The organism is Lacrimispora amygdalina (assembly GCF_003432035.1).
GTDB classification, from domain to species: Bacteria; Bacillota; Clostridia; order Lachnospirales; family Lachnospiraceae; genus Lacrimispora; species Lacrimispora amygdalina.
Genome location: NZ_QOHO01000027.1, coordinates 1 through 12,809 on the forward strand (window position 1 = coordinate 1; position 12,809 = coordinate 12,809).

Here is a 12,809-nt window from a genome sequence, read left to right on the forward strand (position 1 = left end):
ATTACTGTTTTTTTCTACCATAAACTAAATTATTTCACCATTTGACCGGATGCATTCCCTGTACCAGTAAAACGAATCTTTTTTATATCGGTTTAATGTTCCATTTCCCTTGTCGTCCTTATCTACATAGATAAAGCCGTATCTCTTTTTCATTTCACCAGTGCCGGCACTGATTAAATCTATACAGCCCCACGGGGTATAACCCATTACTTCTACTCCATCCTCAAAAACAGCCTTTTTTATCTCTTCTACATGTCTTCTTAAATAATCAATGCGATAGGAATCGTGGATGCCGCCGTCTTCTTCAAGTGTATCCACTGCTCCCAACCCGTTTTCTACAATAAACAAGGGAATCTGATATTTGTCATATAACCAGTTCAGGGTAATACGAAGCCCCACAGGATCAATCTGCCATCCCCATTCACTGCCTTTTAGCAGAGGATTTTTATATCCGCTAATCTCATTTCCTTCACTTTTATTCTGATTCGAAGGATCAGCCATTACGACAGAGCTGGAATAGTAGCTAAATCCAATATAATCAACAACACCTTCTTTTAGTGTAACTGCGTCCTCTGGCAAAGTCTCAATAACCAATTGATTGTTCTCTAAAAATTTGTAATGAGAGCGGGGATATACTCCCCTCACATGAACATCCAAAAACATATAAGCCTGCTGAAGCTTTTTTACATGTGCCATAACATCTGCGGGATCACAGGTTGCAGCATATGAGGTTGGATGGAGAAACATTCCGCCAATCATAAAATCCGGATTAATTTCTTTTCCAAGCTTTACCGCCTTTGCACTTGCTACAAGCATATAATGAGCGGCCTGGTATTCGGTCTGAAGCTTATTTTCTCCCTCCAAAAACTTAATTCCACCGGGTTTCCAGGGCTTTCTGATAATCATATTAATCTCATTAAAGGTGAGCCAATATTTAACTTTATCTTTGTATCTGATAAAGAGAGCTTTGCAGTAATTCATATAAAAATCAATTAATTTACGATTTCTCCAGCCCCCATACTCTTTGACTAAATGATAAGGCATCTCAAAATGAGAGATTGTTACGATTGGCTGGATTCCATACTGCAGACAGGTATCAAACATGGAATCATAAAACAGAAGTCCTTCTTCATTCGGTTCTTCCTCATCTCCATTTGGAAAGATTCTTGTCCAGGCAATACTTGTGCGAAAACATTTAAATCCCATCTCGTGTAATAAAGCGATATCTTCCTTATATCTGGAATGAAAGCCGCTTGCTTCATGATTGGGATAGTATAACCCTTCAATAATCCCATCCGTAATCTGTCTTTCCACTCCATGAGATCCGGCTGTGAGGACATCACTGACACTGATCCCTTTGCCTCCCCTATTCCAGCCTCCCTCAATCTGGTTTGCTGCAACTGCACCGCCCCATAAGAAATCATCTGGTAATCTGCTCATGTCTTCCTCTTTCTATATTTCAATATTAATCAGCGGCTGTTCCTTATTCACTGCTGTGTTGATCTCCACCGGCTCCACCCGCTTAAAATCTGCTGTGTTGGATATAATGACTGGTACAATTGTATCATACCCTGCTGCCTTGATTTCCTCCTGATCAAACCGGATCAGCAAATCGCCCTGCTTTACTTTCTGGTCTTGCTTTACATAAGCAGTGAAATATCTGCCCTCTAACTTAACCGTATCCAGCCCAATGTGTATTAACATTTCGATTCCCTCTTCCGAGCGTAAACCAATCGCATGACTGGTGGGAAACAGAGATACAACTATGCCGTCAAAAGGTGCATATACGTTTCCATCCGCTGATTCAACGGCAGCTCCGTTACCCAATATTTTTTGTGAGAACATGGGATCGTTCACTTCTGATAAATCCTTTACAAATCCCTCCAGCGGAGAATTAACAGTAACCGTTCCTGAAACACGGTTCACGGAATTGACTTCAGCCAGCTTCTCTCCCTCTTCAGGTGTTTCTTCTTCGGTAATACCAAAAATGAATACTCCCATGAAAGCTAAAGCAATACTGATACCCACACCAATCAGAATATGAATGTAGCTCTTGGCAATATACGTTGGGAGCGCTAATAATCCTGGTAAAATCAATGCAGTTGCGCCGCCGCCCCAGAAATTAATGTAAGCAGCTCCAATACCTCCGGCAACCATAGCGCATAAAAACGGTTTCTTATACTTCAGATTATATCCGAATATAGACGGTTCCGTGATACCAAATAATGCTGTCACACCACTTGTTAATGCTCCTGATTTATTTGCCTTATTCTTTAACAGAAAGAACACAGCCAGACAGGCTCCTGCCTGCGCTAAGTTTCCGGTTAAATTTGCAGGTGATATTACGGAATATCCGTACTGGGCAATGAGCTGACTATTAATAGGTGTTATTGCATAATGCATCCCAAATATAATTAATACCGGTCGAAACGTTCCGAACAGAAATGCGCCTAAAACGCCGTTTGCAGTATATAAATAAGTTACTACCTTTGCTACAGTTACACCAATGTATGTCCCAACCGGCCCAATCGCTATTAATTCAAGCGGCACCATTATAAACAGCACCAGCATCGGTACAAACAGAATTTTAAACATATCAGGAATTAATTTGTCTATGTACCTGTAAACATAGCTCATCACCCATACAGATATAATAATTGGAATAATTGTTGTTTTATAGTTCACAAGCAGTACAGGCAGACCAAAAAAGCTTAAGCTTCTGACTCCTGTTTCTGCTGCAGCAGCCGCTCCGTTTATAATTGTGGGATACATATATGCCCCTGCCAGAGCCACCGCTAAAAATTCGCTGGTTTTAAATTTCTTTGCTGCGCTGACTGCAAGAAAAAACGGAAAGAAATAAAAAATCAGATCGCTGATTAAACTAAATATCTGATAAGTTCCGCTTGTCGTTGCAATCAGTTTGGTAGCCGTCATAATCGCAAGAAGAGACTTTATCATACCGCAGCCGATCAAAACCGGAATCACTGGCGCAAATACACCAGAGATCGTTTCAATCACTCTTGAAACAGGATTCTTCTTAACTGAAACACTCTTTACTTCAATGCCACTCTCACTTAAATCAACCATTTCACTGACAGCTTCAAATACCCCTCGCACTTTTGCTCCTATAATGATTTGCAGCTGTCCGCTTTTATACTGAGATTTTAATACCCCCTCCAACTGATCCAGCGCTTTCAGATTCACAGACTTCTCGTCTTTTACATTAAGTCTTAACCTGGTAGCACAGTGAGTGATATACGTAATATTTTCTTTTCCCACAATTTCTAATATCTTTTTTGCTAACTCCCCATTATTCATAATTCTTCTCCCGTTATATGATTTATTTTCCACCTGCAAAATTGTAAAGCATTCTTTCCCGCAATACAGCCGTATCCTTTCCAAACACTTCTGCTATCTTATACGCAAACGGATATGGCGTCGCAGGGCCCTGGCTGGTAACAATATTCTGATCTGCAACAACAACTTCGTTGATAAAGATGCCGCCAATCAGTTTTTCTGCATACCCGGTATATCCTGTCACTTTTTTTCCTTCAATTACGTTTGCATCAGATAATACTACGGTACCGGAACACATCGCTCCGATATATTTGTTGTTATTGTTGAAATACTGAACCATTTTTATAACTTCCGGATTTTCTTTCAGATTCTGTCCGCCAGGACGTCCGCCGGGCAAAACAATCATGTCATATTCTTTGACTGCTTCTCCAAATGCTTTATCACCCTCCACGTACATACCATGCATTCCTTTTACCAGCTTATCTCCAAAATAGATCATATCGCAGACAAGTCCGGCTCTTCTTAAAATATCCACAATTGTTAATGTTTCGCCTTCTTCAAATCCTTCTGCCATCAATACTGCGATCTTATTCATGAGTTTCCCTCCTGTTCTTCATGAAATGAGTTAAAATAAACCATACGGTTCTTTACTGCCAGACTGTCTCCGCCAAGTACATCTACCAGCTTATAAGCAAAAGCATAAGCAGTTGCAGGACCACGGCTGGTAATAAGATTTCCGTCAACCACAACCATATCCTCTTTATAAGATCCAGTTGTTTTTATCTTCTCATCGTACCCAATATACGCAGTGAACTCTTTCCCCTCCAGCACACCTGCTTTTGCCAATGCTATGGGAGCCGCGCACATGGCGCATACAAACTTTCCGGCATGATTCATTTTTTCAATAATCTGAATGACTCTGTCATCATCTCTTAAATTTACGGCTCCTGGCAATCCGCCTGGCAGTACCACCATATCATAATCCAGTATATCTTCACTAATCATCTCATCAGCTCTGACAACAATATCATGACAGCCTTTCACTTTTTCTCCTGCCGTACTAATCATGGAGCACTCTATGCCGGCTCTTCTTATAATGTCGACAATTGTTAATGCTTCACTTTCTTCAAATCCTTCCGCTAAAATAACAGCCACTCTGCTCATTTTTATTACCTCCTATCTATAAATACCATCGGTCTATCTTTGTTAACCTTAGTTTAGCATGATCATATGCAACCGAAAAGCACATATTATTTTTATGTATGTAAGTTTTAGTTGCATTAAATGTATGTTCTATGCTAAACTGACATCACTATAAGACAATGGGGGTGAAAATCATGTTAAACAATTATAATTATTTTCTTGTTTTATCAGAAGAACTGAATATAACCAGTGCTGCAAAACGCCTTTTTATTTCCCATCAATGTTTAAGTAAATATATCAAGAGTCTGGAAGAGAAATACGGCATTACTTTTTTTGTACGAAAACCAAAATTTTCATTAACTCCTGCCGGTAAGATTATGCTGGAAACTTTACGGAGAATTGAGCTGGAAGAACAAAATTTAGAAAATCAACTCATAGATATCAAAGAATCAAAATCCGGCACTATTAATTTTGGTATTACCGAAGGCAGGTACTCCATTCTGGTTCCCAAACTGCTAAAAGAATTTCATGACCTTTATCCAAAGGTGGAATTAAATATTTTTCGTGAAACCTCACCAAAAATGCAGGAAATGGTCCTGGATAATTCCCTTGATCTGTTCTTGTCCGGTACAAGCAATATCACTACAACCGACCTAAAATATCAGGTGCTTCTGAATGAACAGATGTATGTTGTTATATCAGATAATCTTTTAAAGAAATATTTTCCTGATAACTACACGGAGTATAAAAGCATGTTTAAAAAAGGAGTGGATCTGCGTCTGCTACAGGAAATACCGTTTGTCCTAAACAAGAGGAACTTCAACTCCCGGATACTATTGGACCGTCATCTGGCCGAACTTGGAATATCGTTAAATTGCATCAGTGAATTGACTCAGCCAGATATACATTACCTATTATGTGCAGAAGATTATGCGGCATGCTTTTGCCTGACTATGTATCTTTCAGGAATCAATCAGTTAAACGAATCCAGCTCTTCGGATTCTTTTTTAAACGTGTTTCCTATTGCAAACTTTACGGCTGAAAATCCACTTGCTCTGATTTATCATAAAAGTAAAAAATTTCCATCCTATATGGAAGATTTTAAAAAAATTATAAAAAAATACTGTATTCCATATTCTCCTGGTGCCAAAGAGAGTTTATAGAATCTCTTCCGTATGAAAAAAGCATTGGAGTGACTTTTTGATTCACTCCAATGCTTTTTACAACCGGAATACGGCACTGATATCTGAAACCTTTTCCAGATTTTTCAACAGTGCGTATTTTTCATTCTTTGTTTTTTCACCTGGAGTTCCGGCAACTAAATGATCAAATTTTACCTTCAGCATATCCCAGTTAAACGGTGTTTCCACATCTCCCAGCGGAACCGGAACCCATTTTTTGTATATACAGCCTCTGTATGTCTCCAGTATTACTTTAGCAGCACAAAAATGTGTTGGATTCTTATCTAAATACTCCTCAACTTCGTCATCCTTAGTAACCGTGATTCTTTTAACCAGTCTCTGTATTTCGTTATCATTGAAACTGTTAACTATTAACGTTTCAGAATCCATACGACCATATTTTAAAGCTACTGCAGAAGTAAATTGAGCACTTGCCTGCGCTCCAACTGCTGTCCGGGGGAAAGGATTGGAGAGACGATGTACAAAAGATGAGGTTCTTATATCAATTGTTTTAACAAGTTCTGGTGTCAGCGCATAACTTTCTCTTAATTCCAATATGGCATCAAGTACTGCATGCAGGCCTCTCTGGCATGCATGGCGTTTAAAATAAATTTCAGTAATCTTAAAATCTTTGCCAAGATTACTCATCACGTGATCTGTTTCGCAATGACCGCTTGTTCCCTTAAAAGCCTGAAAAAATCCATATTTCCCTTCAAGCGCTGCGTCAGGACCAGTAAATCCACAGGATGCAAGTCTCACAGCTCTTATACCAGTTAGTGCTGCCCAGCCGCCGCACATGATCTTACCGGAAGTTCCGTCATTTTGATATTCAATCAGACCTCCTGTAAACAAAGAGGCAATCCCCATCGCATTCTTTGTCCTTTCAGCATCAGCACCAATAATCTTAGATATTAAAGCTGCTGCTGCGACCGCTCCACATACACCGGTCGCATCGAATCCTCTTTCTCTATACATGTAAGGATTGACAGCCTCTCCTAAACGGGCGTAAATATCGTAAGCTGCCACAACCGATGTTATCATCTCTTTCCCATCCTTCTTGTATTGCTGAGCCATTGTAAGTAATAATGGCACCAGGCCTGAACCAGGATGTCCCATTGCATGTCTGTATCCATCATCCAAATCCGCACACCTTGCCATCATTGTATGCGCAAAAACAGCAGTCTCACAATCCGTAAAAATCTCCTCTTCTCCTATAAAAGAGGCTGATTTTTCCTTTTTCATGCCAAAATCAGATAATTCTGCATATTTAAGTATTTTTTCACTTGTTTCACAATAACGACCGAAAACCAAATTTCCATAAGAATCTAATATCACCTGCTTTCCTGCTTCAACCGCTGTTTCAGGCAGATCTCCATATGATAGATTTACCACATATTCTGCTAATCCATAAATCAAATAATCCATAATCTCTATCCTTCGTCTAGTTTTTTCAATTAAATTTCGCCCATCTGACAATAGTCTCAAAAATAAGATTATAGATATAGTAACAGATCAGCCCTCAATTCCGAAGCATATGTTATTTACAACTATGTAACTATTATTTGCAAACAGCAGGGATTTTAAAGGGAAAGAACCCCACTTAAGGTAAATGGAACATAAATAATCATATCGTTGTCTGCAATTTAGAATATATTAGTTCTGCGAATTGCCCGTACTGTTTCACTTCTTTCAAATAAAATCGTTTTAATACTTCCTTCTGAGTAAACAACGGTATCCCCGTACCCAATAACACAGGTGCAATCTGTATTATCATATTATCTACCATATCACTATCTAACAAAGGAGCCATAATTGTGCTGCCTCCGACAATCCAGATATTTTTATCTTTTTCTATCTGTTTAACAAATTCAACAATATCACAATTGACAGGAACAAATCCTCTGGCTGATAAGCTTTCTGCATGTGTTATCACATAGTTTTCAGTAGTCGGATAAATACTGTCTATATTTTCCATCTTTTCTAGTTCATTAAATGTCTTTTTACCCATAATAATAACATCCATGCTGTTGTAGAAACTCTCATAATCCGTTTCTCCCACATCTCCAGTCTGATACAGCCAGTCCAGGTTATGGTTTTTATCAGCCAGATAGCCATCCAAAGTTATGCAGCCATAAAAAAATACACTCATATTAATCCCTCTCTCCATAGAAAATTAAATTCATTTAAAATCAATCATTTTCCTGTATATTTTAATTTTTTCATTCAGATGTTTCATATTATTTTCCCATTTTTCCTGCTCTGCCGATACATACTTCCTATGCTCTTCTAATATTTTCATGCGTTCCTCTATTGTACTGTCCCCCTGGTAACGCAGCTTTGAATAGCGTTTAATATCTCTCAACAGCATTCCAGTATCTTTTAATCGCTGTATAAAACGAATCCATTCCACATCTGCCTCATCAAATACACGCCGTCCGGCAGCGTCCCGGGACACCTTTATCAATCCCTTCTTCTCATAATAGCGTAATGTATATGTGCTGATTCCCGTTTTTTCCGACAGCTTTCCAATCGTCATGAATATCCCTCCCAAAAACAAATTGAAAAAAACTTGACTTAGACTATAGTCTAAGCAGTACAGTACTATTATAAAACAGAAGGAGATAAAATGAAATGAATAATTCAAGATATGAAGCTGGCATAAAAAATTTAGCTGAAATTGATGGAAAAGGAGGGGAACAGGTAATCCAATCACTTGAGAATATTGCCCCCGATCTTGGAAAATATATTATAGAATTTGCGTTTGGGGACATATATGCCAGAAATGGACTTACCGTTAAAGAGCGTGAAATGATCACTATCAGCAGCCTTCTTACTGCCGGAGGTTGTGAACCTCAGTTAGAGGTACATATTAATGGTGCTTTAAATGTAGGGATTACACCAGATAAAATTATAGAAACATTCCTTCAGTGTATCCCATATACTGGTTTCCCAAAAGTCTTGAATGCAGTTAATACAGCAAAAAAAGTCTTTCGTGAACGTAAATTAATTTAATCGTCATATTACATGAAAAGTATAGGTTTTGCGAAATTTATTAATTACTGCAAAACCTATACCACAGAAGCCGGATTTATGTAGTTTCTTTACCCTTTATCATTTTTATAACTCAACTTCAGATAAAGTCAGATTCATTGCATTGCCCCCAACCCTGACCTCCTGAATTTCTTTTTCCTTTACCGATAAGGAAACCAGAATTTCAGATGGTTTTTTCATGGAATACCCCTGTTCAAATACAATGTTCGATTCCTGCCCGCTGTTAATTTTGCCATAGTGGTAAAGATAGCACCCCAGTGCTCCGTTTGAGGTTCCTGTTGCCGATTCTTCGGGAATATCATATAATGGAGCAAAATTTCTGCAATTGGCTTTCCCACCATACAGGGATTCCAGGGTAAAAACATGGTAACCTACTGTGTTATATTTTTGGCTGATCATTTTGATCTTCTCCATATCCGGTTTCATTGCATTTAAAATCTCAATATTTTTTACAGGTATCATAATATCCCGAAGTCCTGTAGATACAATCTGGGCCGGCAAGTCTCCCAGCATTTGCGATTCATTGATATTTAAGGAATCCGCAAGTTCATTTTTATCGATTATTTCAGAAAACACGGGGACTGACTGGTTCATCATAACGGAATTATCTTCATTAATCTCAATTCCCAGAATTCCGGCTTTTGTCTCCTGTTTGTACTTACCTGGTTTTAACAATCCCAGATATGCCATGGTATAAAAGGCAGCAATTGTTGCGTGACCGCATAAATCAACCTCTTCTTTAGGCGTAAAGAATCTTACCCTGAAATCTGCTGCATCTGATTGCAATATAAAAGCTGTTTCGCTGAAACCAAGAATTGCAGCAATCTTTCCCATTTCCTTTTCCGTTAACGAATCTGCATCAATCACAACGCCTGCTGCATTACCGCCTGCTTTCGTTTTGGCAAAAGAATTTAATTTATATACTTTTACTTTCATGTTAATACTCCTGTTCCTTTCCAGCTTATTCCAGATATTTTAATACTTTTGGGTGACCCATTAGCCAGGTTGATGTGGCCTGTGTGTCCGGTAATAAACGAAAATACAATGGAACAATTCAGCTGTTTGTTACCAGACACAATAATAGTCTCTATCTCCCCATCATTTCCTGAAATTTACTGACTACTTTTTTTTCATATTCCGGATCACTTCCGCCCCTGCCAATCCGGTCACAAAGCCCCAGCAGCGCAACTTCATTGATATCCGTTTCCTGTTTCATTTTGCCGGCATTGCCAAATGGCAGCTTTTCCGTAATATATAAAATGTGCATATGATAACGGACTAATTTTGCAACTGACTTAATCCATGAAACATCACTGGTAAAACAGGATAAAAAATCTTCTGTCAGCTGTTCTCCCTTAAAATCATGGTCATAGGAGGTGATTTTTTCTTTTTTTATTTTTGTTGTTCCCGGTTTACCGATGTCATGAAGCAGCGCTGCCCACATCAGGGTCCGTTCTGACTTACTTTCCTTTTTCCGCTTTGCCGCCTCATTTACCACCATCATAGTATGATTCCATACACTTCCCTCGGGATGGTAACGTTGTGACTGGGGCGTATCCTTCAGTTTTAAAAGCATGGAAAACGGATAATCAGAAAACCACGGTTCCAGGCTGATCTGTTCCAGATATTCACAAGGACAATCATCATGAAGCAGATGAAAGTCTATTTGGTTAAACTGCTGTTCCATATTATTTTTGTCTGACATAAAATCCGCCTTTCTGCTTATTAACTGCCTGGTTTTAATCATACCATAATAAGATGATTTTCTCCATCATCTTCCAGTAAAACCCTGTTTCCCTGAATCAGTTTTCCATCCACTGTAAGCGTTTCCGTTGTCAGCTTTCCCCTGCTTCTGCTCTCAACCCTGATTTCATAATGAGAGCTCCCATACTTGTATTCGATGGAAAAATCGCCGAAACTCGCAGGCGTTGCCGGATCAATTACCAGCTCGTTCCCCTCTTTTTGAATACCCAGAAACCAGCTTAACAGTCCCTGATACATCCAGCCTGCGGAACCTGTATACCAGCTCCAGCCGCCTCTTCCTGTGTAGGGCGGGCTTAAGGATATATCAGCTGTCATTACATATGGTTCTTTTTCATACCGCAGCATATCCTTCTTTTTCTGCGTAATGTAAATCGGATTAAGTATGGTGAACAGGGTCTGTGCCATGTCATAATCGTGCTGCATCGCTGCCGCAATTGCCAGCCATACCGCTGCATGGGTATACTGACCTCCATTTTCCCGAATCCCGGGGATATAATTTTTGATATAACCCGGATTTTTGCTCGTTTTATGAAAAGGAGGCGCCAGAAGTAAGGAAAGAGCATCCTCTTCCCTTACCAGATAACGCCATGCCGACTGCATCGCTTTCTTTGCCCGCTCTGCCCGGGCTCCTTTTGAGATAACGCTCCAGGACTGGCTGATGGAATCAATCATACATTCGTCGTTTTCCTTGGAACCCAGCTTCGATCCGTCGTCATAAAAGGCACGCAGATACCACTCCCCATCCCATGCGTGTTCTTCAATGCTTTTTAGAAGGGTTTCCCGCTTCTGCTCCAGTTCCTGGCCGTATGCTTTGTCGCCTTCCAGACCGCATAAAGGAATGAACTCACTTAATACGGTATACAAAAACCAGGCAAGCCAGACACTTTCTCCTTTTCCCAATATTCCAACTTCATTCATACCGTCATTCCAGTCGCCTCCCCCCATAAGGGGAAGTCCATGTTCTCCGAAGAACGTTCGGTCAATGGTCTTTTTACAATGTTCATAGACACTTTCAAAACGCACGGATACTTCCGGAGTAAACATTATATCATGCTGGTCCTCCTTTAATGCGGGACCTTTGATATAAGGAACCTGTTCCTTTAGAATTGCTGTATCTCCGGTATTTCGTATATAAGCAGCGGTACAATAAGGCAGCCAGAGCAAATCATCGGTTATTCGCGTCCTTACGCCGATTCCCATGGGAGGATGCCACCAATGCTGGACATCCCCCTCTTCAAACTGTCTGCTGCAGGCAGTCAGAATCTGACTGCGCAGGATACCCGGATCTGTAAAAAGCAGAGAAAGGGTATCCTGAAGCTGATCCCGGAATCCATAAGCTCCTCCGCATTGATAAAATCCTGCTCTCGCCTGAATACGGCAGGATAACGTCTGATAAAGCAGCCAGCCGTTAACAAGAATATCAACTGCCCTGTCCTTCGTTTTTACCTGAATGGTCCCTAATAACCTGTCCCAGCGGGCTCTGACTCTTTCAAGTTCCTGTTGTGCCGCAGCTGCCTCCCTGTATTTGTTTCTGATTTTGTTTATCTCATTCAGACTGCTGCTCTGCCCAAGCCCAAACACCACAGTTTTACTCTCCTGGGGCTGAATTGCAACCGATACCTGTATAGCGCCGCAGGAATCATAGCATACACCCGTATTGCAGGTGAGTTTGACCTCCGCTCCCCTGGGTTCCCGGATATTTCCCCTGCGCCCCAGAAACTCCTGTCTGTCTCCGGTATAGCCCACAATCGTTTCACTGGAGAACAGGTAGGTAATATTGTTTTGGAAGTTCATGGTATAAATGTTCTTTGCATACAAATATTCATGTTCATTATCATAGGAGGTGAGAATAAAGGGATTGGTCTGCTCTCTTTGCGTACCCAGAACCCATTCCACATAATAGGTGAGGCTTAAATATTTCACTTTATCTGACTGATTTTTAAGCGTCAGGTTCCATAGCTTCAATGATTCATCCAGAGGGCAGAAAACAGTCAGCTCCTGATCAATCTGCGATTCCTCATGAAGAAATCTGCTATATCCAAAACCATGCCTCACCCGGTATATGCCCCTGTCAGATCTTCCCAGAGACATAGGCGTTATAACCTCTCCGGTTATTTCATCCAGAATATAGACTGCCTCGCCGGCTCTGTCACTGACCGGATCGTTGGACCATGGAGTAAGCTTGTTCTCTCTGCTGTTAATGCTCCAGGTAAAGCCCCCGCCCGACTCCGATATCTGGAACCCGAAGTTCTTGTTTGAGATAACATTAATCCAGGGTGCCGGCGGCCTGTTATTTCCGTCAAGCAGAATTTCATATTCTCTGCCATCACAGACAAATCCCCCGAAGTCATTAAAAAATTCATAAGTTTCCAT

General features: G+C 40.3%; 12 protein-coding genes. 2 read left to right on the forward strand and 10 right to left on the reverse strand.

The features are described from left to right. Positions 1 to 24 precede the first annotated feature (24 nt). The 4 genes from DS742_RS09535 to DS742_RS09550 are packed head-to-tail and all read right to left on the reverse strand — an operon-like array spanning position 25 to position 4,461. Complete coding sequence (locus DS742_RS09535) at positions 25 to 1,440, reverse strand: 6-phospho-beta-glucosidase (protein WP_117416770.1); 1,416 nt, start codon at positions 1,438 to 1,440, stop codon at positions 25 to 27. 12 nt (positions 1,441 to 1,452) lie between these two features. Further along, a complete protein-coding gene (locus DS742_RS09540; RefSeq protein WP_117416771.1) occupies positions 1,453 to 3,318 on the reverse strand; it encodes a beta-glucoside-specific PTS transporter subunit IIABC in 1,866 nt (621 codons plus the stop codon). 22 nt (positions 3,319 to 3,340) lie between these two features. After that, the gene (locus DS742_RS09545; protein ID WP_117416772.1) at positions 3,341 to 3,892 is read right to left on the reverse strand and encodes a DJ-1 family glyoxalase III; all 552 of its coding nucleotides are present in this window, start codon (positions 3,890 to 3,892) and stop codon (positions 3,341 to 3,343) included. Beyond that, entirely contained in the window at positions 3,889 to 4,461 is a 573-nt protein-coding gene (locus DS742_RS09550; RefSeq protein ID WP_117416773.1) for a DJ-1 family glyoxalase III, read from the reverse strand. The genes DS742_RS09545 and DS742_RS09550 overlap by 4 nt, the downstream gene beginning before the upstream one ends. A 173-nt stretch (positions 4,462 to 4,634) precedes the next feature. On the opposite strand from DS742_RS09550, the gene DS742_RS09555 reads away from it, so the two are divergent. Then, the gene (locus DS742_RS09555; protein WP_170313412.1) at positions 4,635 to 5,603 is read left to right on the forward strand and encodes a LysR family transcriptional regulator; all 969 of its coding nucleotides are present in this window, start codon (positions 4,635 to 4,637) and stop codon (positions 5,601 to 5,603) included. Between the two features lie 57 nt (positions 5,604 to 5,660). Here DS742_RS09555 and DS742_RS09560 read toward each other — a convergent pair whose 3' ends face one another. The 3 genes from DS742_RS09560 to DS742_RS09570 form a co-directional block, all read right to left on the reverse strand. Next, entirely contained in the window at positions 5,661 to 7,046 is a 1,386-nt protein-coding gene (locus DS742_RS09560) for an MmgE/PrpD family protein (RefSeq protein WP_117416775.1), read from the reverse strand. Between the two features lie 199 nt (positions 7,047 to 7,245). Next, positions 7,246 to 7,770 (reverse strand): dihydrofolate reductase family protein, encoded by a 525-nt coding sequence (locus tag DS742_RS09565; RefSeq protein WP_117416776.1) that lies wholly within the window; start codon positions 7,768 to 7,770, stop codon positions 7,246 to 7,248. Between the two features lie 30 nt (positions 7,771 to 7,800). Continuing rightward, positions 7,801 to 8,157 (reverse strand): MerR family transcriptional regulator, encoded by a 357-nt coding sequence (locus DS742_RS09570; protein WP_117416777.1) that lies wholly within the window; start codon positions 8,155 to 8,157, stop codon positions 7,801 to 7,803. Positions 8,158 to 8,252: 95 nt separating this feature from the next. Between DS742_RS09570 and DS742_RS09575 the strand changes: the two genes are divergently transcribed. Beyond that, positions 8,253 to 8,633: a carboxymuconolactone decarboxylase family protein gene (locus DS742_RS09575; protein WP_117416778.1), complete on the forward strand. Its 381-nt coding sequence runs from the start codon at positions 8,253 to 8,255 to the stop codon at positions 8,631 to 8,633. A 105-nt stretch (positions 8,634 to 8,738) separates the two neighbouring features. Here DS742_RS09575 and DS742_RS09580 read toward each other — a convergent pair whose 3' ends face one another. From DS742_RS09580 to DS742_RS09590, 3 genes are all read right to left on the reverse strand, one after another. After that, a complete protein-coding gene (locus DS742_RS09580; RefSeq protein ID WP_117416779.1) occupies positions 8,739 to 9,608 on the reverse strand; it encodes a PhzF family phenazine biosynthesis protein in 870 nt (289 codons plus the stop codon). 151 nt (positions 9,609 to 9,759) lie between these two features. Continuing rightward, positions 9,760 to 10,377 carry an HD domain-containing protein gene (locus tag DS742_RS09585; RefSeq protein ID WP_117416855.1) on the reverse strand — a complete coding sequence of 206 codons (618 nt, stop codon included), beginning with the start codon at positions 10,375 to 10,377 and terminating at the stop codon, positions 9,760 to 9,762. A 38-nt stretch (positions 10,378 to 10,415) separates the two neighbouring features. Further along, the gene (locus DS742_RS09590) at positions 10,416 to 12,809 is read right to left on the reverse strand and encodes a glycoside hydrolase family 94 protein (protein WP_117416780.1); all 2,394 of its coding nucleotides are present in this window, start codon (positions 12,807 to 12,809) and stop codon (positions 10,416 to 10,418) included.

Bases quoted from the DNA above. Each gene is read 5' to 3' on its own strand.
- DS742_RS09570 (WP_117416777.1), bottom strand. From the start codon at position 8,157: ATGACGATTGGAAAGCTGTCGGAAAAAACGGGAATCAGCACATATACA.
- DS742_RS09580 (WP_117416779.1), bottom strand. From the start codon at position 9,608: ATGAAAGTAAAAGTATATAAATTAAATTCTTTTGCCAAAACGAAAGCA.
- DS742_RS09540 (WP_117416771.1), bottom strand. From the start codon at position 3,318: ATGAATAATGGGGAGTTAGCAAAAAAGATATTAGAAATTGTGGGAAAA.
- DS742_RS09565 (WP_117416776.1), bottom strand. From the start codon at position 7,770: ATGAGTGTATTTTTTTATGGCTGCATAACTTTGGATGGCTATCTGGCT.
- DS742_RS09550 (WP_117416773.1), bottom strand. From the start codon at position 4,461: ATGAGCAGAGTGGCTGTTATTTTAGCGGAAGGATTTGAAGAAAGTGAA.
- DS742_RS09545 (WP_117416772.1), bottom strand. From the start codon at position 3,892: ATGAATAAGATCGCAGTATTGATGGCAGAAGGATTTGAAGAAGGCGAA.
- DS742_RS09560 (WP_117416775.1), bottom strand. From the start codon at position 7,046: ATGGATTATTTGATTTATGGATTAGCAGAATATGTGGTAAATCTATCA.
- DS742_RS09535 (WP_117416770.1), bottom strand. From the start codon at position 1,440: ATGAGCAGATTACCAGATGATTTCTTATGGGGCGGTGCAGTTGCAGCA.
- DS742_RS09555 (WP_170313412.1), top strand. From the start codon at position 4,635: ATGTTAAACAATTATAATTATTTTCTTGTTTTATCAGAAGAACTGAAT.
- DS742_RS09585 (WP_117416855.1), bottom strand. From the start codon at position 10,377: ATGTCAGACAAAAATAATATGGAACAGCAGTTTAACCAAATAGACTTT.
- DS742_RS09575 (WP_117416778.1), top strand. From the start codon at position 8,253: ATGAATAATTCAAGATATGAAGCTGGCATAAAAAATTTAGCTGAAATT.
- DS742_RS09590 (WP_117416780.1), bottom strand. From the start codon at position 12,809: ATGGAAACTTATGAATTTTTTAATGACTTCGGGGGATTTGTCTGTGAT.